This window comes from Mobilicoccus caccae, from assembly GCF_030161635.1.
Classification (GTDB): domain Bacteria; phylum Actinomycetota; class Actinomycetes; order Actinomycetales; family Dermatophilaceae; genus Mobilicoccus; species Mobilicoccus caccae.
Map to the genome: position 1 here is coordinate 1,903,971 of NZ_BSUO01000001.1, position 26,657 is coordinate 1,930,627.

Here is a 26,657-nt window from a genome sequence, read left to right on the forward strand (position 1 = left end):
CGAGCGGCCTCTCTTCCGGGATCCGCGTCCCGGAACAGCACTCGGCCGACCGGAGTTCCTGGCTCCCACGCCTGGGGCGTGGTCACAGTGGCGGGACCGCACCGGTGTCGCACCGGTTTCCTCCGACCTGTCGGCCGACGACAGGTGATGCCGGTCGGGTGGCCGGCGAGCGCGAGCCTATCAGCGCGCCTGCGGCTCCGACGCGGTGTGCTCCGGGGTCGTGTCCGGGGTCTCATCGGCCTCGGTCTCGTGGCCGACCGTGGTGGTCACCGGTTTGTCCGCGATGTGCGCGACCGGGTCGAAGCGCGAGGTCACCGACTCTGGCAGCGCCCGGCGCAGACCCTCGCGCAGACGCAGGATCCGGGTGTCGGCGCTCTCCTGCGGCTCGGTGGCGCGACGGCGACGATGCTCGGTGGCGTACTGGCCGTCGTGGTCGAAGGTGACCTCGACGTTCTGGAACCCCTTGAGGCTCTGCGCCCGCGCGAGGCGGGCGTAGGCGAGCCGGTCGGCCTCGGTGAGGTCCACCCGGTCGGTCATGGGGGTGAGCAGCGATCGGGGGTAGAGACGGCGGGCGTAGACGATGTTGGTCTCGAGGCAGAACACGAGGGCGATCGCGGCGAGGTACAGCCAGGCGAGGAGGCCGAGGACGACCGCGAACACGCCGTTGGTCACCGACGCCCGGGCCACCACCGTCGTCACGAAGGCGTTGCCCCCGCTCTGCAACCCCTGCCAGGCCAGGGCCGCGAGCAGGGCGCCGGGCACGAGCTCCCTGATCTGCGGCGGCTTGGCCGTGCCGAGGCGGGAGATGACGACGAAGAAGATCGCCGACAGCACGAACGACCCCACGAAGAGGAACACCGCGGAGGTCGCCGAGAACCACGGCACCCGGTTGCCGAGGATCGACCCGATCTGGGAGATCACCGTGGTCGCCACGACGAACAGGCCGAGGGCCCCGAGCAGACCCAGGCTCCGCAACCGGCTCGTCAGGGGTTGGGACGCTCGTTGCGCCGGATGCCCCAGACGACGTTCATCGCGTTCTGGATGGCCTGGGCGACGCCGAGCGATCCGAACACGGCCGTGACGACGGCGACCGTGACCGCCGTCCCGCTCCCCCGCAGCCCGGCCGTCTCGATCTCCTGGCCGATGACCGGGATCTGCCGCGCCGCCGATTCGAGGATGTCCTCGCGCAGGCCCGCGTCGTTCTCCAGGGCGAAACCGAGGATGGTGGAGAACAACAGGAACAGCGGGAACAGGGAGATGAAGGCGTAGAACGCGATGAGGGCCGCGAGGTAGAAGCCCTGGTCGTCGAGGAACTTGTAGACGACGCCCAGAGGCGCCCCCAGAAGCCGGTTCCGGCGCTGTACGGCATCGAGTCGGCCGACGAGTCCGCGCATCACGCTCCACCTCCCACCTGCGGGCGATCATCCCACGCTGGTCCGCGGGTGCGCGGTGCGACACGTTCGCGACCACCCGCCGGCCCGCGAGGTGATCGGGCGTGGTCGGGACCAAAGGCACGACCTCAATCGGATCTGGTTGTGATGAAACATGATTCGCTGTCCGCACGATGTGAGGGGTGGTCGGGTGAGGGGCAACTCCTCCGCTCGGTCCGGACACGGCCGACGAGGGACGTGCACCTACTGGGACGGAGCGGGACATGCTGGGGACGACGACGATGACGCGGGTCGGACGGATCGGGGCCGGGGCGCTCGCGGCCGGGGCCCTGGTGGCGGGGTCGGCGGTGCCCGGGGCGGAGGCGATCGCTCCGGCGGCCTCGACCGCGGCCGGCGACGTGCGCACCACGGTCGCCTACGTCGTGGACGGCGACACGATCCACGCGCGCATCGGCGGCAAGGTCGAGAAGATCCGGGTCATCGGCGTGGACACTCCGGAACTCGCCAAGCGGCAGTGCTACGCCACGCAGGCCAAGGCCGCGACGACGCAGTTGGTGTACCGCAAGACCGTCGTCCTGCGCGCCGACCGCACCCAACCGAACCGCGACGTGCACGGACGCCTGCTGCGCCACGTGATCCTCACCGACGGCACCAAACTCGGTCAGCGCCTCATCTCCAACGGTTTCGGTCGGGAGCTGACCGTCGGCAAGCCGTACATCGGTCAGCCGACCTACCGCAAGGACCAGGCGAGGGCCAAGGCCAAGAAGCGCGGGCTGTGGAAGGCCTGCGGCTCCCCCGCTCCCGTCCTCACCCGGCCGAAGCCAGCGCCCAAGCCCGCACCGAAGCCGGTGGCGGGCTGCACGATCAAGGGCAACATCGCGAACGACGGCGAGAAGATCTACCACAAGCCCGGACAGCGCTACTACAACGCCACCAAGATCGACCGCAGCAAGGGCGAGCGCATGTTCTGCTCGGAGGCCGAGGCTCGGCGCGCCGGATGGCGTCCCGCGAAGGTGTGACCGCTGGACGCGCTCACCACTCGATGCCGCGCTGCCCCTTCTGACCGGCGTCCATGGGGTGCTTGATCTTGGTCATCTCGGTGACGAGGTCGGCAGCCTCGATGAGCTTGTCGTGGGCGGGGCGGCCGGTGATGACGACGTGCTGCTTGCCCGGGCGGTTCGCGAGGGTGTCCACGACGTCGTCGATGTCGATCCAGCCCCACTTCAGGGGGTAGTTGAACTCGTCGAGCACGTAGAGGTCGTGCCGCTCGTCGGCGAGGCGCCGCTTGATCTCCGCCCAGCCCTCGCGGGCGTCGGCGGCGTGCTGCTCCTCGGTGTCCTCACCCTGGCTCGAGCGGGTCCAACTCCACCCCGAGCCCATCTTGTGCCACTCGACCGGCCCGCCCTCACCGGTCTGCTCGTGCAGTTCACCCAGGCGGGTGAGAACGGACTCCTCACCGACCTTCCACTTGGCGGACTTGACGAACTGGAACACCCCGATGTCCCAGCCCTGGTTCCAGCCGCGCAGGGCCAGACCGAACGCCGCGGTCGACTTCCCCTTGCCGGCCCCCGTGTGCACCGCGAGGATCGCGCGGTTGCGGCGTTGACGGGTGGTCAGTCCGTCGTTCGGCACGACCTCGGGTTGTCCCTGGGGCATGAAGGCTCCTTCGTCCGTGGTGGGTGTCCTGCGCACGCTACCGGCTCCCGTCGAGGGCACGCGAGCACCCGACATCGCGGCATGGGGTTGTCAGTGGCCGCGGCTACGGTCGCCGACATGGACCGAGAACTGTGGAGCCGCATCACCGACACCATCACGATGTCCCGCGAGCACGATCGGGTGACGTCCCGAGAGGCGTTCCGGTCGGTGTGGGACGACACCCCACCCACCGAGCACGTGCTGCGCTGCGTCATCGCGCACTACGCCGCCGACTGCGAGGACGCGCCGGAGCACGAACGGGCTTGGGACGAGAGCGCCTTGCGGGAGTTCGAGCTCGCGCCGGAGGAAGGGTGGGCCGAGGTCGGGATCGCCGATCCGACCGGGATGCTGCCCTCCCTGCACCTCAACCTGGCCGACGTGGCGCATCGGTGTGGCGACGTCGATGTCGCGCGCACCCACCTGGTGCTCGCGACCGAGCACCTCCAGCGCCTCCCCGACGACGCCTACGGCGCCACCGTCCGCACCGGGGTCGAGGGGGTGCGGGAGCGGATCGGATCCGCCGGGTGAGCCGCGGGCGTCGGGCGGGCTCGGCGCCTCACAGTCCGTCGGTGAACCGCAGGTAGTGGCCGTCGGGGTCGTAGAGGCGGACGTCGCTGAGCCCCCAGGGCCGTCGCTGCAGGTCGGTGTCCAGCACCACACCGGCATCGACGAAGCGGTCCCGCAGCGCGGCGACGTCCTCGACCTCGATGACGATCTCCGTGCCCACCGGGTGCGGTCGGGCTCCCGGGGCGACGGGCTCGGACTCGATCGCGCCGATCCGCACCGACCCCAGACCCAGGTAGGCGTACGGGGGTGGGCCCTCGTCGCGTGTCAGCAGCTCGAACCCCAGCGATCGGTAGAAGGCGACCGTCCGGTCCAGGTCCGCCGGAAAGATCTCGATGCGCAGGGCCGCGTCCATGCCGTCCATCCTGCTGATGCGGCCTCCCGAAGTCCACGGGTCGGGACTCGGGCCCGGGGCGCCGTCGGCGCTAGGACCGGCGTCGGACCTGCGCCGCGATCTCGGCGAGCTGATCGGGGCCGACGCGGCAACAGCCGCCGACGAGGCGGGCGCCCGCCTCGATCCAGCTCGGGACGAGGTCGGCGAGTCCTCGCCCCGGTCCGACCCAGGTGCGGGCCTGGGCGTCCCAGCCCTCACCGCTGTTGGGATAGACGACGACAGGCAGGCCGGTGACCTCGCGGGCGGCCTCGATGGCCGCGAGCACGTCGTCCGGCGCGCAGCAGTTGACGCCGACCGCGACGATCTCGGCCACCCCGGCCGCCACGGCGAACGCCTCGGTCAGGGGTTGTCCGGCGCGGGTGGCCTCGCCGTCGATCGTGTAGCTGAGCCACGCCTGCCGCCCGCTGCCCCGCACGAGGTCGACCAGCGCAGCCGCCTCGTCGAGGTCGGGGATCGTCTCGATCGCCAGCAGGTCGGCGCCGCAGTCGGCGAGCACCTCGACGCGACGGGCGTGCCAGTCGCGCAGCTCACCGGTCGTGCGCCCGTACCGGCCGCGGTACTCCGACCCGTCGGCCAGTGACGCGCCGTACGGCCCGACGGACGCCGCGACGGCCACCTTCTGCTCCGGTGACGCGACGTCGACGGCCTGACGGGCCAGGTCGATGGAGAGCCGCAGCAGCCGGGTCGTCTCCGCCGCGTCGATCCCGGCGGCGGCGAATCCGGTGAAGGAGGCCTGGTAACTCGCGGTGGTGACGATCTGCGCACCCGCGCGGACGAACGCCGCGTGCGCCGACACGACCGCCTCCGGATCGTCCCGCAGCAGGCGCGCCGACCACAACGCATCCGACAGGTCGTGCCCGGCGCTCTCGAGCTGCGTGGACAGGCCACCGTCGAGCACGGTGACCTCGTTCGGGGCCGCGAAGTCGAGCATGGGGGTGTGGTGATCACGAGGCATCCCTCATGATGACGCCTCCGCGCCGCTCACCCGACCATCCAGGCGCACGTAGGCAGTCGTGGTACTGGTGCTTCAGGCCGTGCGTCGCACCGGGGTGAGGGTGCCGCCGAGGTCGGCGAGGTCGACGTACTCCGCACGCAGGTGACCGGCGAGATCTCTGGCCAGGCCCAGTCGGAACCCGGCCCTGGCGGACTCGCAGTCGACGACGACGCTGCCGATCGCGCCGGTGCGGGCGGCGTCGGCGGCGATCCCCTCGCCACGCGGTGGGCCCGCGGCAGGGCCGTGCGGCCGCCCGCACTGGCCCGGCCGTCGGTGAGGACCACGAGGAGGGCTCGCCGATGGGGATCGCGCACCCGCTCGCGCCTGATGACGTCATAGGCGCTGGTCAGGCCCTCGGCCAGCGGGGTCCGACCGCCCGTGGGCACGTCGGCGAGCAGACGCTGCGCCAACTCCACACTGCTCGTGGGCGGCAGCACGACGCGCGCCTGCTTCTTGGCGAACGTCACCACCGCCACCTTGTCCCGCCGTTGGTAGGCATCCATGAGCAACGAGACGCACGCCGTCTTCACCTGACGGATGCGCTCGGCCGCGCCCATCGACCCCGAGGTGTCCACGGCGAAGACGACGAGGTTGCCCTCCTTGCCGCGCCGCACACTCCGGCGCAGGTCCTGCGCACCGACGTCCACGCCGGGCACGGCGTCTCCACCTTCGCCTCGCCCGGTCCCCCGGGTCGCGGCGGCGAGCACCGTCGAGGTGAGCGCCAACCCCCGGCCGCGGGGGTCCTCCGGATGCACCGCGCGCACGTGGCGACCCGTGGCGACGTCGGCCGACGACCGTCGACCCGCCACCCCGGCCCCCGCGTGCGGCAGGGCGAACAACCGCGTGCGGTAGGGGAGTCCGGTCGCGTGCCGCTCGTCCCCGCCGGCGCCGGTCGCGCAGGTCCGGACTCGGGCGTGTCCGGCGTGTCGCTCGCGTCCTCGCCCGGCCCCTGCGCCTCGTCGCGATTCGACTCCGGCGGTCGGGGCGGGGGTCCTGCTCGACCGGGTTCCCGCTCCCCTCACCGTCGTCCGGCGACTCGTCGGTCGGCTCCTCCTGGCCGGCGCTCTCGTCGTCGGGATCGTCGTCCGGTCCGTCATCGGGTGCGGGCGGGTCGTCGTCCGGGCCGTCCGGATCGTCGTCGGGCTGCTCGGGGACGTGCTCGTCGAGGATCTCCTCGAGCTCGTCACCGCTGTGGTCGTCGAAGGGGTTGCGGCGGCGCCGGTGCGGCAGCGCGAGCCGGGCGGCGACGCGCACGTCGAGATCGGTCACCTCGGTGCGTCCGCACCAGGCCGCGTGCGCGCACGCCGTGCGGGCCGTGACGAGGTCGCCCCGCATGCCGTCGACGTCGAACTGCGCACAGATCGTGGAGATCCGGCGCACCGAGTCGTCCGTGAGCACGACCTGCGGCAGCAGGTCCTCGGCGCGGGCGATGCGGGCGGCGAGGTCGCGTTGTTCACGCTCGTACCGGTCCACGAACGCCGCCGGGTCGGCTTCGTAGGCCATCCGTCGCCGCACGACCTCGACGCGCACGTCGACCTCGCGGCTCGCCGCCACGTCGGCGGCGAGCCCGAACCGGTCGAGGAGCTGCGGCCGCAACTCCCCTCCTCGGGGTTCATCGTGCCGACGAGGACGAATCGTGCCGCGTGCGAGACCGAGACGCCCTCGCGTTCGATGCGCGCCCGGCCCATGGCGGCCGAGTCGAGCAGCGTGTCGACGAGGTGGTCGGGCAGCAGATTGACCTCGTCGACGTAGAGGATCCCGCGGTGCGCCTGGGCGAGCAGTCCCGGGTCGAACTCGACCCGGGAACGCGCCAGCAGGTCGTCGAGGTGCAGCGATCCGACGACCCGGTCCTCACTCGCCCCCACCGGGAGTTCGACGAGCCGCACCGGCCGGGTGCTCCCCGACTCGCGGTCCGGGGTGTGATCGGCGCGTTCCCGATCGGGGCAGTCCGGGTCGGGATCGGCCGGATCGCAGGCGAACCGGCACCCGTCCACCACGGCCACCGGCGGCAGCACCGCAGCCAGCGCCCGCACCATCGTCGACTTGGCGGTGCCCTTCTCGCCCCGCACGAGCACCCCGCCGATCCCCGGCGACACCGCGGCCAGGCACAGCGCGAGGCCCATGTCGTCCATGCCGACCACCGCGGAGAACGGGAAGGTCGGCGACCCGGTGCTCATGCCCCGACCTCGTCCTCGTCGTCCTCGCCCTCGAGGTCGCCCTCGGAATCCAGGTAGGCCTGCCGGAGTTCGGAGAGCACCTCCGGGTCGGGCTCGGCCCACATCTTGCGATCGACGGCCTCCAACAGCCGCTCGGCCATCCCGTGCAGCGCCCAGGGGTTGGACGTGGCGAGGAAGTCGCGGTTGACCGGATCGAGCACGTACTCGCGGGTGAGCCTGTCGTACATCCAGTCGTCGATCACGCCCGTGGTGGCGTCGTAACCGAACAGGTAGTCGACGGTGGCGGCCATCTCGAACGCGCCCTTGTACCCGTGTTCGCGCATCGCCTCCATCCACTTGGGGTTGACCACGCGGGCGCGGAACACCCGCGAGGTCTCCTCGAGCAGCGTTCGGGTGGCGACGATCTCGGGACGCGTCGAGTCGCCGATGTACGCCTCGGGGTCGGCGCCCGTCAGCGCACGCACGGCCGCGACCATCCCGCCGTGGTACTGGAAGTAGTCGTCGGAGTCGGCGATGTCGTGCTCGCGGGTGTCGACGTTCTTGGCCGCGACGCGGATGCGCTTGTAGGTGCGTTCCATGGTCTCCCGCGCGGGCACGCCGTCGAGGTCACGCCCGTAGGCGTACCCGCCCCACACGCCGTACACCTCGGCGAGGTCGGCGTCGGTGCGCCAGTCACGGCTGTCGATGAGCTGCAGCAGACCCGCGCCGTACGTGCCCGGCTTGGAGCCGAACACGCGTGTGCGGGCGGAGCGCTCGTCGACGCCCGCGGCCTTGTCGGCCTCGACGTGGGCGCGCACGAAGTTCTCGGAGTCGGACTCCTCCTGCCTCGCGGCCAGCTCGACGGCGTCGTCCAGCAGGGCCGTGGCGTGCGGGAACGCGTCGCGGAAGAACCCCGAGATGCGCAGGGTGACGTCGATGCGCGGACGCCCCAGCTCGGAGACCGGGATGGCCTCGAGCCCGCCGACCCGCCGCGACGCGTCGTCCCACACCGGCCGGATCCCCATGAGCGCGAGGGCCTCGGCGATGTCGTCCCCGGCGGTGCGCATGGCCGAGGTGCCCCACAGCGACAGACCGACGTTGGCCGGTGGCTCGCCGTGGTCCTTGGTGTACCGCTCGACGAGGGAGTCGGCGAGGGCGCGGCCGGTCTCCCACGCCAGGCGGCTCGGGATGGCGCGCGGGTCGACGGAGTAGAAGTTGCGCCCGGTCGGCAGCACGTTGATGAGGCCCCGCAGCGGAGAGCCCGACGGGCCGGGCGGGACGAACCCGCCGTCGAGGGCGTGCAGCAGACGGTCGATCTCGTCGGTGGTCGCCGACAGGCGCGGCACGATCTCCGTGGCCGCGAAGGTGAGGACGGCGGCGACCTTCTCCGGGTCGAGGGCGTCGCCCACACCGGCCTCGCCACGCACCCCGGCGGCCACGAGTTCGCGGCTGCGAGAAGCCACCTCGGCGACGGCGTCGGGAGCCCAGTCCGCCGCCTCCATCGCCTCGACCAGACCGCGCGCGGCCGCCTCGACGTCGTCGGTGGCCTGGCGGGCCTTGTCGCCCTCGTCGAGTCCGAGGGCCTCGCGCAGGCCGGGCAGGGCGTACTCCCCACCCCAGATCTGCGCGGCCTGGAGCATCGCCAGCACGAGGTTGACCCGCGCCTCCCCCGTCGGAGCCTGCCCGAGCACGTGCAGACCACCGCGGATCTGGACGTCCTTGATCTCGCACAGCCACCCGTCGACGTGGAGGATGAAGTCGTCGAAGAAGTCCTCCTCGGGGCGTTCGGTGAGCCCGAGGTCCTTGTCCAGGCGCGCCGCCTGGATCAGGGTCCAGATCTGCTGGCGCACCGCCGGCGCCTTGGCCGGGTCCATGACCGAGACCTGCGCGTACTCGTCGAGCAGTTGCTCGAGTTTGGCGATGTCGCCGTAGGAGTCGGCCCGCGTCATCGGCGGCACGAGGTGGTCGACGAGCGTGGCGTGCGCGCGACGCTTGGCCTGGGTGCCCTCGCCGGGGTCGTTGACGAGGAAGGGGTAGATCAGCGGCAGGTTGCCGAGCACCGCGTCGGGGCCGCACGTGGCCGCCATCGCCGTGGACTTGCCGGGCAGCCACTCGAGGTTGCCGTGCTTGCCCAGGTGGACCACGGCGTGCGCGCCGAATCCGCCGTCCTCGACGTCGGCCTCGAGCCAGCGGTAGGCCGCGAGGTAGTGGTGGCTGGGCGCCATGTCGGGGTCGTGGTAGATGGCGATGGGGTTCTCGCCGAACCCGCGCGGCGGCTGGATCATGACGACGACGTTGCCCGCCTGCACCCCGGCGAGGATGAGGGAGGTCTCGTCCGCGCCGCCGCGGCGGCGGCTCGTGTGGGCGTCGACGTAGAGCTCGCCGGGCGCCGGTCCCCAGGCCTCCTCGACGAGGTCGCGCAGGTCGGGTGCCAGGCCCGCGTACCACTGCTCGTACAGCCGGGCCGGCACCCGCAGCGGGTTGGAGGCGAGCTGCTCCTCGGTGAGCCAGGCCTGGTCGTACCCGCCCGTGGCGATGAGGGCGTGGATGAGGTCGTCGCCGTCGCCGGACTCCACACCGGGCAGCGAGCCCTCGCCCGCGAGCGGGCCGATGTCGTACCCGGCGTCGGCAAGTCGCCGCAGCAGGGTGACGGCGCTGGCGGGGGTGTCGAGCCCGACGGCGTTGCCGATGCGCGCGTGCTTGGTGGGGTAGGCCGACAGGACGATCGCGAGTCGACGCTGCTCGACCGGGGTGGAACGCAGGCGGCCGTAGGAGACGGCGATGCCGGCGACCCGTGCGGAGCGCTCGGGGTCGGCGACGTACCGCGGGAGCCCGTCGGCGTCGACCTCCTTGAAGCTGAACGGCACCGAGATGAGCCGGCCGTCGAACTCCGGCACCGCGACCTGGGTGGCGCAGTCGAGCGGGGTGACGCCGTCGTCGTTGTCGAGCCACTCCTGCCGGGTCGAGCCGAGCACGAGCCCCTGGATGATCGGCACGTCGAGGGCGGCGAGCGCACCCGCGTCCCAGGCGTCCTCGCTGCCTCCGGCCTGTGCGGCCGAGGGCACCGTGCCGCCTGCGGCCAAAACCGTGGTGATCACGGCGTCGGCCCCCGCGAGCACGGCCATGAGGTCGGCGTCCGGTTCACGCAGCGAGGTCACGAAGATCGGCAGCGGCACGCCGCCCGCAGCGTCGATCGCCTCGCACAGCGTGTGCACGAACGCGGTGTTGCCGCTCATATGGTGGGCGCGGTAGAAGAGCACGGCGATCGTGGGTCGGGAGTCGGCGGCGGACTTCTCGGCCCGCGCGGCCCAGGCGCGGCAGTCGCTCTCTCCGCACGTCGGACGTTCCGCGCCTGGACGCTCGAGGCAGGCACCGGTGCATCCGAGGGACCCCCACGCCGGCGCCGCCTGGGGTGCGGTGAACCCGTGGCCGGTGAGCAGGACGGTGTCGGAGAGGAAGGCGCCGAGTTCGGCGAGGTTGGCGGCGCCGCCGTGGGCGAGGTAGGCGTGGGCCTGGGTGGCCACGCCCATCGGCACGGTGGAGTGCGCCATCAGCTCGGCGTCGGGCGCCTGTTCGCCGGTGAGGACGACGACGGGGCGGGTCTGGTCGGGGGCCAGCAGCAGGTCGAGGCCCTCCTCCCACGCACGGCGGCCACCGAGGAGGCGCACGACGACGAGGTCGACCCCCTCCAGGAGCACCTCGAGGCGGCGGGCGAGCGCGGGCCGGTCGTCGTCGGGTGCGTCGCCGGCGACGGCGAGCCCCAGCCGGTCGAGCTTGGCGGGGTTGGCGTGACGCCACGCGACGGGTCCGTCGGCGGCGCGCGCGGAGAGCAGATCGGTGTCGGAGGTCGACAGCAGAAGGAACACGGGTGGGCCTCTCTCGGGGTTTCCTCGCCCCGGGGGTCTGTCGCAGGACCGGAGTTCCTGACTCCCCCACCCGCACAGCGCGGTTGGGGACACAGTGGCGGGACCGCGCCGGCCTCTCACCGGCTTCCTCCACTACGTCCTGCGACCTCGAATCGCCCGGCCCTCTCGGGACCGGCCGGCGGGCCCGATCCGAGCCCGATCGGAGCCTAACAGCGCCCTCCGACAGGGCGTCGCTCTCAGCGTGCGCGGACCCCGTCCGGCAGCCATGGCCCCGCCTGGGGGTGCGTCGCTACCATCACGACATGCGTCTCTCCGTCGTCTCGATCCCCGTCCTCGACCAGGACCGCGCTCTGCGGTTCTACCGCGACCACCTGGGTTTCGGCGTCCACACCGACTCCCCCGTCGACGACGCGGGCAACCGCTGGATCGCGCTCGTCGCCCCCGAAGGGACCAAGGACGTCCACCTGCTGCTCGAGCCCGCCGACGACGACACCGCCGTCCTCATGGCCAGACGCCACGAACAGGGGATCCCGACCACCGTCTTCGGCTGCGACGACATCGACCGCGACTACGAGCTGCTGCGCGCCGCCCAGGTCGTGTTCACGATGGAACCCACGGAGATGCCCTACGGCGGCACCGACGCCGTGTTCGAGGACTCCGAGGGCAACCTCATCTGCCTGCACCAGGACTGAGCGACGCCGGCCGGCACTGCAGCGGGACACCCGCCCGTTCAGGGCGCCCACGCCTCGTCGAGCACCGCCATTGCCTCCTCAGTCGTGAGGTCGCCGATGAGGACTCGGGAGGCCAGCCCGTCGGCCAGGGCGACCAGCATCCGCGCGCGCCTGCGGGCACCGGCGTCTCCGCCGGCCACCCCGGCCTCGGCGAGGAGCCGTGTCACCTCGTCCTCCTGACCGCGCTTGGCCTCCGCGAGGATCGAGGCGATCTCCGGATCACCGACCGACGCGGAGACGTACGCGAGCCAGATCGTCGTCCCCACCCGCTGAGCGTCGGTGCGCGGGATGACGTGATCCACCGCGTACCGCGCCGCCGGGCCGGGCGCCGATCCTTCGGCCGCATAGGTCCCCTCCGCGGCGGTGATCATCGCCCGCGCGCTCGCCCGCACGAGCTCACTGCGGCTGGCGAAGTAGTGCTGGATCCGACCGACCGAGACACCCGCAGCCGCAGCGACCCGGCGCATCGTCACGGCCTCGATCCCCGCCTCGGCGATGAGCGCCCACACCCCCGGATGATCTCGGCGCGGCGCTCGGCGTGATCGACCTGCTTCGGCATGGATCCCACCATAGCAGTACGGTCGTATCGCATCATGTTACGATACGACCGTACTGAAAGGGGTGAGGCCATGCCCGCCACTCGAGTTCCCGGTCCGCCGGCCCGTCGTCCCCTCCACACCCGCGTACTCCGCTGGGCACGACCGCTCGCGATCCTGGTGATCCTCGGGCTCGCCGCGGCCACGCTCGCACGCATCGTCTGGCCCGATCCCTCGGTGGGGCACTGGCGGTCGTCCGACGGGCGTCACGCCTACGTGCAGGCCTACGACCGGGCGATGGGGCTCCTGCCCGGCCCGACGCTCACCCGGGACATCCCCACCTCGCTGGGCTCGGTCCGCGCCTACGGGTGGACCTCCCCGAGCACCGGGAGCGGACCCCCGTCGTCCTCCTGCCGGGCATGATGTCCGGAACCCCTCAGTGGGCCGAGCAGGTGGCCGACATCGCCGCGCGGCGGGACGTCTACACCTTCGACGCCCTCGGCGACACCGGGCTCTCGCCCCAGACGGTCCCCATGACCCGCTATGAGGATCAGGCGGTCTGGGTGGAGGAGACCCTCGGCGGCCTCGGACTGGCCCGTGCGCACGTCGTCGGCCACTCCTTCGGCGGTGCGACGGGCATGATCCACGCGCAGCGGCACCCCGAGCGGGTCGCCACCCTCACCCTGCTGGAGCCGGCCTTCACGCTCGACTACCCACCACCGTCGATCTTCTTCTGGGCCACCGTGGCCACCCTCCCGGTGCCGGGGTCGTGGCGCGACCGGGCGCTGGCGGAGATCGGGGGCGTGGAGCCCGAGGAGGTCGCGGCGGACGAGCCGGTCGGACGGATGATCGCGCTGGGGTCCGAGCACTTCTCCGGCGCGCTCCCCACGCCTTCGCCCCGCGACGACGCGACCCTGCGCGCGCTGCCCATGCCCGTGTACGTCGGTATCGCCGAGCGCAGCTCCCTCGCCGGCGGCCAGGAGGCGGCGCAGCGGGCTCGCCTCATCCCCCGGGCGAGGGTCGAGACGTGGCCGGACACCACCCACTCCCTGCCGTTCCAGACCGGACCCGCCCTCGTCGAGCGACTGGACGCGTGGTGGTCGGAGTCCGAGACGGGCCGGTAGCCCCGGGTCGGGCCGTCCCGCGAACGGGTGTCGGGGGATGCCGCTAGGCTCGCGCCCATGTCCACCACACCCCCGGGCTCCCCCGTGCGTGTCGGGGGTGACCGTTGCCCCGGCGCGCTGCGCCTGCACGAGGCCGCCGACGGGTATCTCGCGCGGATCCGTGTCCCCGGAGGGCTGCTGACCTCCGACCAGGTCATCGCGCTCGCCGATGCGGCGTCGACCCTCGGTGACGGGCAGCTCAGCCTCACCGCCCGCGGCAACCTCGAGATCCGCGGGCTGGACGCCGCCGACGGCGACCGTCTCTCCCGCCTCCTCGACTCGGCCGGACTGCTCCCCTCGGCCACCCACGAGCGCATCCGCAACATCGTGGCCAGCCCCGCGGCGGGACTCGACGGATCGGGCGTCTCCGGCAGCCTCGTCGACGCCGTCCGGGCCCTCGACCGCCTCCTGTGCGACACCGCGCGCGCGGCCGACCTGTCCGGGCGGTTCCTCTTCGGCCTCGACGACGGACGCGGTGACGTGCTCGCGCTCCAGCCCGATGTGGCCGCGCAGTGGGTCTCGACCGATCACGTCGAGGTCTCCCTCGGCCGCACCCCGGTCCTGGTGCTGCCGGCCGAGGCGATGCTCGCCGCGCTCACCGTCGCAGCCGTGGCCTTTCTCAACGCCCGCGACGCGGTGCGCGAGACCGCTTGGCGGATCACCGAACTCGTCAATCCGACCGCGACGGTGGCGGCGATCGTCGGGGCGCTGAGGGCTTCCTTCCCCCAGGCCCGACCCGTGACCGGATCCCCCGTGTCCGCCCCCGTCGAGACCCACCCGGTGACGCCGGCACCGGGCCCGCTGGGCGCCGACGCCGTCGCGCTCCCCCTGCTGCTGGGAACCGCACCGGCGACCACCTGGCTCACCCTCGCCTCGATCGCGGCGAGCGCCGACGGCCTGGTCCGCACCACCCCCGGGCGCAGCGTCGTCATCGCGGGCCTCACCGCCGACGCGCGGCGCGAACTCCTCGATCAGGCGGGCGAACTCGGCCTCATCACCCACGCCGGCGATCCCGCCCTCGGGGTGAGCGCCTGCACCGGCCTGCCCGGATGCGCGTCGTCGGCCCGGGACGTGCGTGGCGACGTCCTGGACGCGCTGGCCACGGTCGTCCGCGACGGGCACACCCGGGCGCCGGCACGTCTGCCAGTCCACGTCAGCGGGTGCGAGCGGCGCTGCGGCCACCCCCGCAGCCCCCACCGTGAGGCCGTGGCGATTCCCGCCGAACACCCCGATGCGCGGCCCTACGCGACCACGCCGGCCGACGGGGACTCCGCCGCCGGAGCGCCGTTGGGCGACGGGCACGACGTCCTCGTCGATCTCATCGGCGCCCGGCCCGCCGAACACCCGCGACACCTCGACCGTCCCGACAGCCCCGAACTCCCCCAAGGAACCCAGCCTTGACGCACGACTACATCACCGACGGCGCCGAGATCTACCGGCAGTCGTTCGCGACGATCCGGGCCGAATCCGACCTCGACCGGTTCTCCGTCGACGAGGAGCGGGTCGCCGTCCGGATGATCCACTCCAGTGGATCGGTCGACCTCGCGGGAGACATCGTGTTCTCCTCCGGCGCCTGTTCCGCCGCGATGCAGGCCCTCGCGGGCGGCGCGCCGATCCTCGTCGACACGAACATGGTGGCCAGCGGCATCACCCGCAAGCGACTGCCCGCGGACAACGACGTCGTCTGTCTGCTCACCGACCCGGCCGTCGCCGAGCTGGCGGCCCGGATCGGCAACACCCGCACGGCCGCGGCCGTCGAACTCTGGGGTGAGCGCATCGACGGCGCCGTCATCGCCGTCGGCAACGCCCCCACCGCACTGTTCCACCTGCTCGAGATCCTCCGGGACGCCCCGTGGCGACCCGCCGCCGTCCTCGGGATGCCCGTCGGATTCATCGGTGCGGCGGAGTCCAAGGAGGCGCTGATCGAGAACGACCTCGGGCTGGAGTACATCACCGTCCGAGGCCGCCGCGGCGGCTCGGCGATCACCTGCGGCGCCCTCAACGCCCTCACCCTGCCGACCGAATGACCCTGCCGATGAACGACGTCCACTCCGGCGCCCCCGACCCGAACGCCGGACACCTCACCGGCGTCGGCGTGGGACCCGGCGACCCCATGCTGCTGACGCTCGCCGCCGTCGAGGCCATCCGCACCGCCGACGTCGTCGCCTACCACCAGGCCCCCGGCGGCTCGTCGGTCGCCCGCTCGATCGCGCAGGCGCACCTGCGGGAGGACCACGTCGAGGAGGTCCTCGAGTACCCGGTCACCACCGGCCAGACGGACCACCCCGGTGGGTACCGCGCCGCCATCGACGAGTTCTACGACGAGGCCGCGGCGCGGCTCGCGGCGCATCTCGACGCCGGGCGGGACGTGGCGATCCTCGCCGAGGGCGACCCGTTCATGTACAGCTCGTTCCAGCACATGCACGAACGCCTCGCGCACCGGTACCCCACGACGGTGGTCCCCGGGATCAGTTCTGTCACCGCGTGTTCCACCGCCCTCGACCGGCCGTTGGTCGAAGGCGAGGAGGTGCTGACGATCCTGCCGGGCACCCTCGGTGAGGAGACGCTGACGCAGCACCTCGCCCACACCGACGCCGCCGTCGTCATGAAGCTCGGCCGCACCTTCGGCAAGGTCCGCCGGGCGCTGGAGGCCTCCGGCCGCCTCGACGCGGCCTGGTACGCCGAGCGCGTCAGCCACGAGCAGGAGGTGGTCCGCCCCCTCCACGAGGTCGACCCCGACTCCGTGCCGTACTTCTCCCTCGCCGTCGTCCCGAGCGCGGTCGGGGCCGCCGAGTGGATGCCGGACGCCGCGCGCCCGGAGTCGGCCGTCGACGGGTACGTCGAGGTCGTCGGCCTGGGCCCCGCCGGGGCCCAGTGGCGCACGCCCGAGGTCGATGCGGCCCTGCGCCGGGCCACCGACATCGTCGGCTACACGACCTACGTGCGTCGGGTCCCCGACCGCCCCGGCCTCGTCAAGCACGACAGCGACAACAAGGTGGAGTCCGAACGCGCCGAGTTCGCCCTCGATCTGGCGATGCGGGGCCGTCGCGTCGTCGTCGTCAGCTCGGGAGATCCCGGCGTGTTCGCCATGGCCACGGCGGTGCTCGAGGTGGCCGGTGAGGAGCGGTACGCCGGGGTGCCCGTGCGGGTCCTGCCCGGGATGACCGCCTCGCACGCCGTCGCCTCCGTCGTCGGTGCGCCGCTCGGCCACGACTTCGCCACGATCTCGCTGTCCGACCGGCTCAAGCCGTTCGACGTCGTCCGCGCCCGGGTCAAGGCGGCCGCCGAGGCCGACCTCGTCATCGCCATGTACAACCCGGCGAGCACGGAGCGCCGCACGCAGGTGGCCGCCATCCGCGAGGAGTTGCTGCAGGTCAGGGCACCGGAGACCCCCGTGGTCGTCGCCCGCGCCGTCGGAGACCCCGACGGGGAGCGGGTGAGCGTGACAACGCTGGCCGACCTCGATCCCGAGGTGGTCGACATGCGCACCATGCTCATCGTCGGCTCCAGCCGGACCCGCGTCGTCCGCCGCAACGGCGGACCCCGATCCGTCGGCGCCCACCCGGGCGGTCCCGACGGTGGCGAACTCGTGGTGTGGACCCCACGCCGCTATCCCGACGACTGAGGAGCATCCGTGCTGCGTCACATCCCCCCGGCCCTGTCGCCGGACCTGGTCAAGGCCCTCATGGAGATGGGTGAGGGCGACGAGATCGTCCTCGCCGAGGCCGGCCTGCCCGCGCACAGCATCCACCACCAGGTGATCCGCGCCGACGGCGTCCCGCTGACGACGCTGCTCGAGGCCGTCCTGCACCTCATGCCGCTGGACCACGACGCCGACGCGCAGGTCGTGCTCGTCGCGCCCGAGTCCGGCGAGCGGCACCCGCGCTGGGAGGCCTACGAGCGGATCTGGGGCGGTGAGGTCTCCGCCGAGTGCCTCCCCCGCCCCGCGTTCTACGAGAACCTCGTGGGCGCAGCGGTCGTCGTCGTCACCGGCGAGACGGCACGCGATTCCAGTGTCGTCCTTCGCAAGGGTGTCCTCACCTGAGACACTGAAGGGCATGACGACCCTCACCGACTTCTCGGCGAGGACCCTCAGCGGCGAGATGCGCCACCTGTCGGACTTCGCCGGACAGGTCGTGCTCGTCGTCAACGTGGCGAGCAGATGCGGGTTCACGCCGCAGTACCTCGCGCTGGAGGATCTCTGGCAACGCCGCCGGCATCAGGGGTTCGCGGTCCTCGGGTTTCCGTGCAATCAGTTCGCCCGGCAGGAGCCGGGCACCGACGCGCAGATCCGCGACTTCTGCGTCACGGTCTACGACGTCACCTTTCCGGTGTTCGCCAAGGTCGACGTCAACGGCCGTGACGCGCATCCGCTGTGGCAGTGGATGCGTCGCAGCAGACGGGGACGATTCGGCGACCGCGTCAAGTGGAACTTCACCAAGTTCCTCATCGGCGCCGACGGCCTCGTCATCGACCGGTACGCGCCCATCGTGCGCCCCGAGTCCATCGAGGCCGACATCGTCACCGCCCTGCGGGGCTGAGCCGCGCGGCGCGCAGTCGCCCTTCGGTCGCTCAGCTGTGCTCGCCCACCGGCGCCGGCAGCGGTGTGTCCCGGCGCTCGGCGGCGCAGGCGGCCGAGTACAGGTGGGAGTCGGCGAAGTCGCCGGCCTCGAGCACACGGCCCACGAACAGTAGGGCGGTCCGCCGGATGCCTCGCTCGCGCACCGTCGTCGCGAGCTCTGACAGCCGACAGCGCGCGACGATCTCGTCCGGACGGCCGGCCATCGCGACCACGGCGGCGGGGCAGTCCGCTCCGTAGTGGGGCACGAGGACCTCGACGACGTCCTCGACGAGATTGGTGGCCAGGTGGAGCACGAGCAGGGCTCCGGTGCGGGCGAGTTCGTGCAGTTCCTCCCCCGCTGGCATGGCGGTGGCGTTGCGGCTGGCGCGCGTGAGGACGACGGTCTGCCCGACCGTGGGCACGGTGAGTTCCTGGCCCAGCGCCGCCGCGGCGGCCGCGAAGGCGGGCACCCCGGGCGTGAGCGAGTACGGGACACCGGCCGCCTCCAGGCGGCGGATCTGCTCGGAGACCGCCGAGAACACGGACAGGTCGCCGGACTGCAGCCGGGCCACGTCCTCCCCGCGCTCGTGGGCGGCGAGGAGTTCGGCGGTGATGGCGTCGAGGTCGAGACCCGCGGTGTCGACGAGCCGCGCGCCGGGCGGGCAGTGCTCGAGGATCTCCGCCGGCACCAGCGAACCGGCGTACAGGCACACGGGACTCGCCTCGATGAGGCGGAGGGCACGCACGGTGATGAGGTCGGGCGCGCCGGGGCCGGCTCCGATGAAGTGGACGGTCACGCTTGCTCCTTGATCGTGGACTGAACGCCTCGGCCGAGCGGCGCAGCGATCCTATCGCCGCGCCCCGGGTGCCGGACGGTCGCCGTCGGTGGCGGTGACGCGACCGATCGCGACCGTCGATCCGGGCCGGACGTGCTTGGGGACGACGAGTTCGGCCCCCTCGGCGAGGACGGCCGCCTCCGCCACGCTGGGCGTCCCGACCGCCTCGGCGGCATCGGGACTCAGGCCTGCGCTCGGGACCTCGAGGGCGCGCAGGACCTCGGCGGGGTGGGTGCGTAGCGGCACCCCCACTCGGCGGCGAGGGCGAGGAGTCCGGGCTCGGCGGCCTTGGCCTCCACCGAGACGAACGCCGCCACCGACTCCGCTGACAGACCGTGCTCGGCCAGGACCGCGAGCAGATGGGCGCGCAGATCGACGCTCGGGGTGCCGCGGCGACACCCCATGCCGACGACCAACCGCCCGGCGGTCTCCGTCACCTGCCGAGCCCGTCGGCCAGAAGCGCCGCGGCGCCGAGATCGATGGCGGCACCAGGGGATTCGGCGTCCGGGGAGTCGGCGCAGCGATCGGCCAGCAGGAGGTAGCGCCCGGTCGGTGCCCACGTGCCACACGGCACCCGGCGCAGGTCGACGGGGCCGGGCAGGGGGATCATGCGGCAGGCGAAGTCCGCGTCGTGGGCGGTGCGGGCCAGGCACGCTTCGGCGAGATGGACGCCGGCCTCGTCGGTGACCACCGCCAGGGTGCGCACCGTGTCCCAGGTGCCGGCGACGGCGTCGAGGATCTCCGACAACCACTCCCCAGCTGCCGACACGCACACGAGGTCGGGTTCGTCGGCCAGCGGCATCCCCTGCGATCCCTGCACACCCCCCGAGGGCGCGAAGCGGCCGACCGCGGCGCCCCGTTCCGCCGCCGCGGCGGCCACGAGATCGGTGTCCTCGCCCAGCACCGCGACCAGGTCTCCCGGGCCGGCGCCGAACGCCCCCATGACCAGGGCGGAGACGGGATCGGCGCGCAGCTCCGCGGCCCGCACGTGACGTCCGCGATCGCCGAGACGCCACGGCATCCCGGGCCCGCTCCACGGCGACGTGGGCGAGGCCTGCGCATCGGCCGTGGCGAGGGCGACGACGACGTTCGGTTCGAGGATGTCGGCCGGGTCGAGGGCGAGGGCCTCCTCGAGCGTGAACCGGCGCACCCGCTCGTCGTGCTCGCCGAGGTGTTCGAGCAGCACGAGCTCGCGGGGCCACGGGCCGAGGGCGGCGGCGATCTCGCGCAGTCCGGAGCCGACGTCGGTCATGACGGCGACGAGGTCGTTGGCCCGGATGACGTTGAGCGCCCGCCGCAGGTCGCGGCCGTGGGCCGAGACGATCTGGCCGTCCTCCCACGGCATCCCGAGCCGGCCGAAGGCGAGTGCGCACGCCGAGGGTCCCGGCTCGACGACGAGGTCCAGGCCGGCGGCCCGCAGCCGTCGCACGATGCCGAAGAACCCGGGATCGCCGCTGGCCACGACGACGGCGCGCCGCGAGCCGCGCTGTACGAGGGCCTCGATCGCCGGGTCGAGACGACCGAGGACGACGCGTACCTCCTCGGCCACCCCCAGGGCGTCGAGGTGGCGGCGACCGCCGACGACGAGGTCCGCCGCCGCGATCACCTCGCGCGCGGAGGCCGGGAGGGGCGCGGCGTCGCCGATGTACCCGTAGACGTGGACGGGGACCTCGCTCATGCCCGGGCTGCGGGCACGATGACGGTGGTGAGGTCGTCGCCGCGCCCTCCGGGGGCCAGCGAGGCGAGCGGGGTGATCGTCTCGTCGTCGTGACCGACGTGCTTGCCGAGGACGGCCCCGGCCAACCGGCCGCGCCGCGTGAGTTCGCCGTGCATCGCCGACAGGAACCGCCCACCCTTGTAGGCCACGACCGTGTCGGAGTGCTCGAGGGCGTCGGTGAAGGTCGCGAGCCCGGCCGTGGCGGGCACGAGCGTGAGCGACTCGGTGCCCTCGACGAGCGGCGTGCGACTCGCCGCGGCGAGCGCCTGCATCGCGGTGATGCCGGGGACGATCTCGACGCTCACGTCGGTGGACTCCGCGACGCTGCGCGCGAGGTGGGCGAACATCGAGTAGACGCTCGGGTCGCCCAGAGTGGCGTAGGCGACCGTGCGGGCACCCTGGGCGAACGCCTCGCGGCTCACCTGCGCGGCGCGCTCCCAGTCGGCCTCGCGGTCGCCGGGGGCGGAGCCGGCCTCGCCGCCCTCGACCTCGACGCGGCGGATCGTGGCGTCACCCGTCAGGTGCGCGCGGACGGCCAGCTCGGCCCGACCCGGCCCGGCATCGGCGGGTACAGGCGCCGGGACGAGCACGACGTCGGCCTCCCGCAGGACCCGAACGGCCTTGCAGGTGAGCAGCTCTGGGTCTCCGGGGCCCACCCCGACCCCGATCAGCCGGCGCTCTTCCATGGGTCCTCCTGCAGTGGCTGGCAGCGTCGATCGTGCCCATCCTGCCTTGCTCGGAGGGCCGCGCCGGACACCGGGACCCCGAGTCCCGACGGCGCGCCGCGCGGGTCGTCCGACCGAGAGGTCCGGCGTCGTTAGGCTGGCCGCGACCGGACCGTCTGGCCCGGTGATCCGCGAGGAGGCACAGATGAGCTCGACGCCCACCCTTCCCGCTCTCCCCGACGACTGGCAACGCGCGCTCGTGGTCGTCGCCCACCCGGACGACATCGAGTACGGCCTGGCCGCTGCCGTCGCCAGGTGGACCGACGACGGCCGCACGGTCACCTACCTGCTCGCCACCCGCGGTGAGGCGGGCATCGACACGATGGACCCCACCGAGGCCGCGGTGTTGCGGGCCCAGGAGGAACGCGACGGCGCGGCCGAGGTCGGCGTCGAGATCGTCGAGTTCCTCGACCACTCCGACGGGGTCGTCGAGTACGGCCTGCCGTTGCGCCGCGACATCGCGCGCATCATCCGCGCCCGGCGGCCCGACGCCCTCTTCTGCCTGACGCACCGGGAACGGTTCGCCGGCGGAGGCACCAACCAGGCGGATCACCGGGTGGTCGGTCAGGCCGCGATGGACGCCGCGCGCGACGCGGGCAACCGGTGGATCTTCCCCGAGCTCAACGCCGACGACGAGCCCTGGGGCGGAGCGCGATTCATCGCCTACGCCTCCTCGCCGGAGCCGACGCACGCCGTCGGCGTGGACGGTCACGTCGAGGCCGCCGTCTCCTCCCTGGAGGCCCACGCCCGCTACCTCGAGGCGCTCGGGCCCGACTACCCCTCGCCGCGGGACCTGCTCACCGGCATCCTCACCCAGGGCGGGCGGCTGTCGGGCACGGAGTACGGCGTCGGCTTCGAGGTCTTCGACCTCTGAGGCGCCGCAGCCGGATTCGGCGCGATCCGACTCAGGCTCGTCGGCGGGCGGCGGCCCAGTCGACGGCGGCCTCCGGATCGGGGACGCAGTGCAACCCCTGCGGGAGCGGGGGCGACGGACGACGACGACGGGCAGCCCGAGTTCACGCGCGGCCCACATCTTGGCCACCGTCGCTCCCCCACCGCTGTTCTTGGTGACGACGCAGTCGATGCGCCGGCTCGTCATGAGCTCGATCTCCTCGGGCACGACGAACGGCCCCTTGCGCAGGAGGATCTCGTGGCGGGCGGGCAGCGGCGGTTCGGGCGCGTCGACGCTGCGCAGCAGGCACCAGGCCCGCACGTCGGCGAAGGCGTGCGCCTCCTGACGTCCGGTGGTGACGAAGAGGCGGGTGCCGATCTCGTCGGCCTTCCGCGCGGCCTCGGCGACCGTGTCGACCTCGTGCCACCGATCGCCGGGTCGCGGCTTCCACGCGGGCCGGTCCACCCGTACGAGCGGAGTTCCGGTCACCTCACAGGCCTTGGCGGCGTTGTGCGTCATCTCCGCGGCGAACGGGTGCGTGGCGTCGATGACGAGGTCGACCCGCTCGGCGAACAGGTGCGCCATGAGCCCGTTGACACCACCGAACCCACCGACGCGGACCACCCCGGGGAGCTCTTCGGGCGACTCCACACGCCCGGCGAGCGAACTCGTCGGCTCGACACCGGGCAGCGTCGCGAGATCTGCTGCGAGACGACGTCCCTCGGCGGTACCACCGAGCAGGAGGATGCGGGTCGGAGCCATGCCGCCAGTGTGGCAGGCAGGCGCCTCCAGACCCGGCACGTGATGTCGACCCCACGCCTGCCGGGGGCAGTGCACGGGGCCACCGAACGGCCCAGCGGGAGTGAGGCCTCGTCCGTTCGCGAGCGGAGCGAGCCTGAACGGGCAGAACCACCAGACACCGCGGCGCAGCCGCGTCCATGCAGTTGGAGGGCACACGGGGGCGGGAGGCCCCCGTGCGGGCGGTGCTCCCGATATCGGAGCTCGGCGACACGAAAGTGCGCTGGTGCTCCTCCTATTGCAGGAGCACCGCCGCACTATCGGGCGCCGGATGACCACCCGGCCCCGGCCGAGCCGGCTTCCGCGGCGCAGGCGCGTCCGTTCGCGAGCGAAGCGAGCCTGAACGGGCGGAACCACCGGACGCCGCGGCGTAGCCCCGCCCGTTCGCGAGCGGAGCGAGCCTGAACGGGCGGAACCACCAGACGCCGCGGCGGAAGCCGCGTCCGGGCAGTTCCGGGGGCACACGGGGGAGGGAGCCCCCGTGCGGGCAGTTCCGGGGGCACACGGGGGCGGAGCCCCGTCCGTTCGCGAGCGAAGCGAGCCTGAACGGGCGGAACCACCGGACGCCGTGGCGTAGCCGCGTCCATGCAGTTCGGGGGCACACGGGGGCGGAGCCCCCGTGCGGTGGCACCATGGCGATGTGAGTGAGGCGAGGGACCGGCAGGGTGGACAGGCGCATGCGCATGCCGAACCCGTGGGGGGACGGGAGGCGCAGCTCGACCACACGGGTCTGCGGCCTGGGTGGACGACCGGGGCCTGTGCCACGGCCGCTGCGACCTCGGCCGCGGCCGCCCTGTTCACGGGTGAGTTCCTCGATCCCGTCACGATCACTCTGCCCAAGGGCCACACCCCCGCGTTCGCGCTCACCACCGAGGCGTCCGGCACCGATGCGCGCGGGCCGTGGGCCACGGCCGCGATCACCAAGGACGCCGGCGACGACCCCGACGTCACCCACCTGGCGGTCATCGAGGTCACCGTGCGCCCGGGCGAACCCGGCTCCGGGGTCACCTTCGTCGCCGGATCAGGGGTCGGCACCGTGACGCTGCCCGGGCTCCCCCTGGCCGTCGGCGAACCGGCGATCAACCCCGTCCCCCGTCGCCTCATCACCGAGCACGTCACCGCCGTCGCCGAATCCCACCACCGGGCAGCCGATCTCGAGGTCGAGGTGGGCGTGGTCGACGGAGAACGGATCGCCACCGAGACGTGGAACCCGCGGCTGGGCATCCTCGGTGGGCTGTCCATCCTCGGCACGACCGGCATCGTCGTCCCCTACTCGTGCGCGGCCTGGATCGACTCCATCCACCGTGGCATCGACGTCGCGCGCGCCCTCGGCCACACCCACGTCGCCGGGTGCACCGGATCCACCTCCGAGAGGGTGGTCATGGCCGAGTACGAGCTGCCGATGACGAGCCTGCTCGACATGGGCGACTTCGTCGGCGCCGTCCTCAAGCATCTGCGCCGCCACCCGGTCGACCGGCTGACGATCTGCGGCGGATTCGCCAAGCTGTCCAAGCTCGCGGCCGGCCACCTCGACCTGCACTCCGGGCGCTCCAGCGTCGACCTGCACCACCTGGCGACGCTCGCCACCGGCGCAGGCGCGAACGCCGAACTCGCAGAGCGCATCCGCGGCGCCAACACCGGCCTGGAGGCGCTGACCCTCTCGCAGGAGGCGGGCATCCAGCTCGGGGACGCCGTCGCCACGGCCGCCGCCGCCGAGGCCACCGCCGTGCTGCGAGGCGCGCCAGTCGTCGTCGACGTGATCTGCATCGATCGCGGCGGCACGATCGTCGGGCGGGCGTAGCCGTGACCGACCACATCGCCCCCTGGCGCGTCCTCCTGGGCCTGACCCTCCCCTGGCTGCTGTGGCTCCTGGCCACCGCGGCCTTGACCGAGGCCGCACCCGGCATCGACCCGATGCGACACCTGGGGGACACGGCGCTCGCCGGCCTCGTCGTCTCGCCTCTGCTCACCGCGCCGGTCGCCCTCTGGATCGTCCGCCGGGGCCGCGACCGGCGCCGACCGTGGTACGCCGAGAACCGTTGGACCTTCGGCGGATTCCTCACGGCCGTCGCGATGTGCGTCGCGTTCGTCGCGGCCCTCGTCGCCGGTCCGGTCCTCTTCCTCCTCCGGGGCGGAAGCGAGCCGATCGCCCTGGTCGAACCGATGGCCGGTCTCCTGCTCTCCACGATCCTCACGGCGTTGCCCGTGTGGTTCATGGTCGCCGGCCTGCTCATCGGCCCGGGCCGGTCCGGCGCCACCGCCTCGGCGATCTAGGCTGACGGGCATGCCGCCCGAGGACCTCACCGACGACCGACGCGCGACCGACGAGCCCCCCGCGACCGACGAGGGACAGCGCGAGTTCGGCCTCACCCCCGGCCTGCCGGACGACGCGTACGACCACGACGGCCAGATCACCAAGCGCGAGGTGCGGGCCGTCACCCTCGCTCTGCTCGCGCCCCGGCCCGGAGAACTGCTCTGGGACGTCGGTGGCGGGTCGGGCAGCATCGCCATCGAATGGATGCGTGCCCACCCCAGTTGCCGCGCCATCACCGTGGAGTCCCACCCCGAGCGGGCCCACCGCATCGAGGCGAACGCCCGGCGCCTCGGCGTCCCCACGCTGCGGGTCGAACGCGGACGCGCCCCCGCCGCACTCGAGTCGCTGCCGACCCCCGACGCCGTCTTCGTCGGCGGCGGCCTCACCGCCGACGGACTGATCGAGTACTGCCTGCAGGCATTGCGTCCCGGAGGCCGGTTCGTCGCCAACGCCGTCACCCTCGAGACCGAGGCGATGCTGCTCGAGGCCCACCGCCGCCACGGTGGTGAGCTGACCCGAGTCGCCGTCGAACGCACCTGCCCCGTGGGCGGTTTCACGGCGTGGACACCGGCCCGTGCCATCACCACCTGGTCTGCGACGATCGGTGGATGAGTCACGCCCTGGTCGATGAGATGTTGCTCCTCGGTTCGACCGAGCCGGGCCGCCACGCCCTGCGTGACCTCCCCACTCTCGTCGCCGGTGCCGCGCTCGCCGACCTCGCCGAGCGGGGGCGTCTGGACTGCCCGGGACGCACCGTCAAGGTGCTCGACGCCACCCCCACGTGGCACCCCGTCCTCGACGATCTCCTCGGACGCATCTCCGCCACCCGCCGGGGGCGCACGCCGTGGCGGTGGGTCTTCGACTCCGCCCGCCCGACCACCCAGGCCGAACGCGAATACCTCGTCTCGACCGGCACGCTCGGCAGCGAGGAGGACGTCGTCCTCGGGATGCTGCCGCGCCGACGTCACCCCGTGATCGACACCGCCGCCCAGCAGAGCGTCGTCGACCGGGTGCGCGACGTCGTCCTCGCCGCCGACGCCTCGGCCGCCGCCGACGCGACCGACGCCGACACCCGGATGCTCGTCTCCCTTCTCGGCACGGCCTACCACTCACGCCGCACCGCCGCGGCGCTCTTCCCCGAGCTCGACGCCCGGACCCTGCGCGCCCGGCTCAAGGCCGCGGCGCGCCCGCACTGGGCCGTCGCCGGGACGGCCCACGCGGTGCGACTGGTCAACGCCGCCCAGGCCTGACACGGCGCTCCCGGCGCTCGGTTTGCCAAGTCTTTACGAGCTCATGACCACCCCTGACCCTCTGGCCGTATCGC

Annotated in this window: 26 protein-coding genes, 4 pseudogenes and 2 riboswitches; of the genes and pseudogenes, 15 read left to right on the top strand and 15 right to left on the bottom strand. The window is 73.0% G+C overall.

Translation table 11 applies throughout. The features are described 5' to 3' along the window. Nucleotides 1–33 precede the first annotated feature (33 nt). Nucleotides 34–147: riboswitch (cobalamin riboswitch) on the bottom strand. Between the two features lie 33 nt (nt 148–180). Together QQK49_RS09220 and QQK49_RS09225 are read right to left on the bottom strand one after the other, a co-directional pair. Continuing rightward, nucleotides 181–975, bottom strand: a complete 795-nt coding sequence (locus QQK49_RS09220) for a YihY/virulence factor BrkB family protein (RefSeq protein ID WP_284303654.1) — start codon at nt 973–975, stop codon at nt 181–183. 8 nt (nt 976–983) lie between these two features. Further along, on the bottom strand, nt 984–1,394 hold the full coding sequence (locus QQK49_RS09225; RefSeq protein ID WP_284303655.1) for a YhjD/YihY/BrkB family envelope integrity protein: 411 nt from the start codon (nt 1,392–1,394) through the stop codon (nt 984–986). 260 nt (nt 1,395–1,654) lie between these two features. Between QQK49_RS09225 and QQK49_RS09230 the strand changes: the two genes are divergently transcribed. Beyond that, complete coding sequence (locus tag QQK49_RS09230) at nt 1,655–2,410, top strand: thermonuclease family protein (protein ID WP_284303656.1); 756 nt, start codon at nt 1,655–1,657, stop codon at nt 2,408–2,410. Nucleotides 2,411–2,423: 13 nt separating this feature from the next. On the opposite strand, the gene cobO is transcribed toward QQK49_RS09230, so the two are convergent. Next, the gene (cobO, locus tag QQK49_RS09235; protein ID WP_284303657.1) at nt 2,424–3,047 is read right to left on the bottom strand and encodes a cob(I)yrinic acid a,c-diamide adenosyltransferase; all 624 of its coding nucleotides are present in this window, start codon (nt 3,045–3,047) and stop codon (nt 2,424–2,426) included. 117 nt (nt 3,048–3,164) lie between these two features. Here cobO and QQK49_RS09240 point away from each other — a divergent pair, with 117 nt between their 5' ends. Then, a complete protein-coding gene (locus QQK49_RS09240; RefSeq protein ID WP_284303658.1) occupies nt 3,165–3,614 on the top strand; it encodes a hypothetical protein in 450 nt (149 codons plus the stop codon). A 28-nt stretch (nt 3,615–3,642) separates the two neighbouring features. Here the strand turns inward: QQK49_RS09240 and QQK49_RS09245 are convergent, their stop codons facing one another. The 6 genes and pseudogenes from QQK49_RS09245 to cobN form a co-directional block, all read right to left on the bottom strand. Further along, on the bottom strand, nt 3,643–4,005 hold the full coding sequence (locus tag QQK49_RS09245; RefSeq protein WP_284303659.1) for a VOC family protein: 363 nt from the start codon (nt 4,003–4,005) through the stop codon (nt 3,643–3,645). Between the two features lie 70 nt (nt 4,006–4,075). After that, nucleotides 4,076–4,975 (bottom strand): homocysteine S-methyltransferase, encoded by a 900-nt coding sequence (mmuM, locus tag QQK49_RS09250; protein WP_284303660.1) that lies wholly within the window; start codon nt 4,973–4,975, stop codon nt 4,076–4,078. A 50-nt stretch (nt 4,976–5,025) separates the two neighbouring features. Beyond that, a complete protein-coding gene (locus tag QQK49_RS09255) occupies nt 5,026–5,877 on the bottom strand; it encodes a VWA domain-containing protein (protein ID WP_284303661.1) in 852 nt (283 codons plus the stop codon). 391 nt (nt 5,878–6,268) lie between these two features. Next, nucleotides 6,269–6,541, bottom strand: a pseudogene (locus tag QQK49_RS22735) (magnesium chelatase); the annotation flags it as partial. Nucleotides 6,542–6,678: 137 nt separating this feature from the next. Further along, nucleotides 6,679–7,215, bottom strand: a pseudogene (locus QQK49_RS09265) (magnesium chelatase ATPase subunit I); the annotation flags it as partial. Continuing rightward, nucleotides 7,212–11,060 carry a cobaltochelatase subunit CobN gene (cobN, locus tag QQK49_RS09270; RefSeq protein ID WP_284303662.1) on the bottom strand — a complete coding sequence of 1,283 codons (3,849 nt, stop codon included), beginning with the start codon at nt 11,058–11,060 and terminating at the stop codon, nt 7,212–7,214. The pseudogene QQK49_RS09265 and the gene cobN, both read right to left, overlap by 4 nt. A 31-nt stretch (nt 11,061–11,091) precedes the next feature. Then, nucleotides 11,092–11,215, bottom strand: a riboswitch (cobalamin riboswitch). Nucleotides 11,216–11,362: 147 nt separating this feature from the next. Here cobN and QQK49_RS09275 point away from each other — a divergent pair. Next, a complete protein-coding gene (locus tag QQK49_RS09275; protein ID WP_284303663.1) occupies nt 11,363–11,752 on the top strand; it encodes a VOC family protein in 390 nt (129 codons plus the stop codon). A gap of 38 nt (nt 11,753–11,790) precedes the next feature. Here QQK49_RS09275 and QQK49_RS09280 read toward each other — a convergent pair whose 3' ends face one another. Next, entirely contained in the window at nt 11,791–12,300 is a 510-nt protein-coding gene (locus QQK49_RS09280) for a TetR/AcrR family transcriptional regulator (RefSeq protein WP_284303664.1), read from the bottom strand. Between the two features lie 120 nt (nt 12,301–12,420). Here QQK49_RS09280 and QQK49_RS09285 point away from each other — a divergent pair, with 120 nt between their 5' ends. The 7 genes from QQK49_RS09285 to QQK49_RS09315 are packed head-to-tail and all read left to right on the top strand — an operon-like array spanning nt 12,421 to nt 18,031. Further along, nucleotides 12,421–12,750, top strand: coding sequence for a hypothetical protein (locus QQK49_RS09285; RefSeq protein ID WP_284303665.1), 330 nt, complete (start codon nt 12,421–12,423; stop codon nt 12,748–12,750). Further along, nucleotides 12,747–13,451 (top strand): alpha/beta fold hydrolase, encoded by a 705-nt coding sequence (locus QQK49_RS09290; protein WP_284303666.1) that lies wholly within the window; start codon nt 12,747–12,749, stop codon nt 13,449–13,451. Before QQK49_RS09285 ends, QQK49_RS09290 begins: the two co-directional genes overlap by 4 nt. A 57-nt stretch (nt 13,452–13,508) precedes the next feature. Next, nucleotides 13,509–14,891: a hypothetical protein gene (locus QQK49_RS09295; protein ID WP_284303667.1), complete on the top strand. Its 1,383-nt coding sequence runs from the start codon at nt 13,509–13,511 to the stop codon at nt 14,889–14,891. After that, a complete protein-coding gene (locus QQK49_RS09300; protein WP_284303668.1) occupies nt 14,888–15,517 on the top strand; it encodes a precorrin-8X methylmutase in 630 nt (209 codons plus the stop codon). Before QQK49_RS09295 ends, QQK49_RS09300 begins: the two co-directional genes overlap by 4 nt. 8 nt (nt 15,518–15,525) lie before the next feature. Next, nucleotides 15,526–17,115: a precorrin-2 C(20)-methyltransferase gene (locus QQK49_RS09305; protein ID WP_284303669.1), complete on the top strand. Its 1,590-nt coding sequence runs from the start codon at nt 15,526–15,528 to the stop codon at nt 17,113–17,115. Between the two features lie 9 nt (nt 17,116–17,124). Further along, nucleotides 17,125–17,535, top strand: coding sequence for an RbsD/FucU family protein (locus QQK49_RS09310; RefSeq protein WP_284303670.1), 411 nt, complete (start codon nt 17,125–17,127; stop codon nt 17,533–17,535). 13 nt (nt 17,536–17,548) lie between these two features. After that, complete coding sequence (locus tag QQK49_RS09315) at nt 17,549–18,031, top strand: glutathione peroxidase (protein ID WP_284303671.1); 483 nt, start codon at nt 17,549–17,551, stop codon at nt 18,029–18,031. Nucleotides 18,032–18,062: 31 nt separating this feature from the next. On the opposite strand, the gene cobM is transcribed toward QQK49_RS09315, so the two are convergent. The 4 genes and pseudogenes from cobM to cobI form a co-directional block, all read right to left on the bottom strand. Continuing rightward, nucleotides 18,063–18,848, bottom strand: a complete 786-nt coding sequence (gene cobM / locus QQK49_RS09320; protein ID WP_284303672.1) for a precorrin-4 C(11)-methyltransferase — start codon at nt 18,846–18,848, stop codon at nt 18,063–18,065. Between the two features lie 51 nt (nt 18,849–18,899). Beyond that, nucleotides 18,900–19,291, bottom strand: a pseudogene (locus QQK49_RS23240) (cobalamin biosynthesis protein). A 29-nt stretch (nt 19,292–19,320) separates the two neighbouring features. Beyond that, on the bottom strand, nt 19,321–20,565 hold the full coding sequence (cbiE, locus tag QQK49_RS09335) for a precorrin-6y C5,15-methyltransferase (decarboxylating) subunit CbiE (RefSeq protein WP_284303675.1): 1,245 nt from the start codon (nt 20,563–20,565) through the stop codon (nt 19,321–19,323). After that, on the bottom strand, nt 20,562–21,290 hold the full coding sequence (cobI, locus tag QQK49_RS09340) for a precorrin-2 C(20)-methyltransferase (RefSeq protein WP_284303676.1): 729 nt from the start codon (nt 21,288–21,290) through the stop codon (nt 20,562–20,564). Before cobI ends, cbiE begins: the two co-directional genes overlap by 4 nt. A gap of 184 nt (nt 21,291–21,474) precedes the next feature. Between cobI and QQK49_RS09345 the strand changes: the two genes are divergently transcribed. Beyond that, nucleotides 21,475–22,203, top strand: a complete 729-nt coding sequence (locus QQK49_RS09345) for a PIG-L deacetylase family protein (protein WP_284303677.1) — start codon at nt 21,475–21,477, stop codon at nt 22,201–22,203. A gap of 153 nt (nt 22,204–22,356) precedes the next feature. On the opposite strand, the pseudogene QQK49_RS09350 reads toward QQK49_RS09345, so the two are convergent. After that, nucleotides 22,357–22,983, bottom strand: a pseudogene (locus QQK49_RS09350) (cobalt-precorrin-6A reductase); the annotation flags it as partial. 730 nt (nt 22,984–23,713) lie between these two features. Between QQK49_RS09350 and QQK49_RS09355 the strand changes: the two are divergent. The 4 genes from QQK49_RS09355 to QQK49_RS09370 are packed head-to-tail and all read left to right on the top strand — an operon-like array spanning nt 23,714 to nt 26,583. Then, nucleotides 23,714–24,820: a cobalt-precorrin-5B (C(1))-methyltransferase gene (locus QQK49_RS09355; protein ID WP_284303678.1), complete on the top strand. Its 1,107-nt coding sequence runs from the start codon at nt 23,714–23,716 to the stop codon at nt 24,818–24,820. A gap of 2 nt (nt 24,821–24,822) precedes the next feature. Next, complete coding sequence (locus QQK49_RS09360) at nt 24,823–25,293, top strand: hypothetical protein (protein WP_284303679.1); 471 nt, start codon at nt 24,823–24,825, stop codon at nt 25,291–25,293. Between the two features lie 10 nt (nt 25,294–25,303). Beyond that, nucleotides 25,304–25,945, top strand: a complete 642-nt coding sequence (gene cbiT, locus QQK49_RS09365) for a precorrin-6Y C5,15-methyltransferase (decarboxylating) subunit CbiT (protein WP_284303680.1) — start codon at nt 25,304–25,306, stop codon at nt 25,943–25,945. Next, nucleotides 25,942–26,583 (top strand): GOLPH3/VPS74 family protein, encoded by a 642-nt coding sequence (locus QQK49_RS09370; protein ID WP_284303681.1) that lies wholly within the window; start codon nt 25,942–25,944, stop codon nt 26,581–26,583. Before cbiT ends, QQK49_RS09370 begins: the two co-directional genes overlap by 4 nt. Nucleotides 26,584–26,657 lie beyond the last annotated feature (74 nt).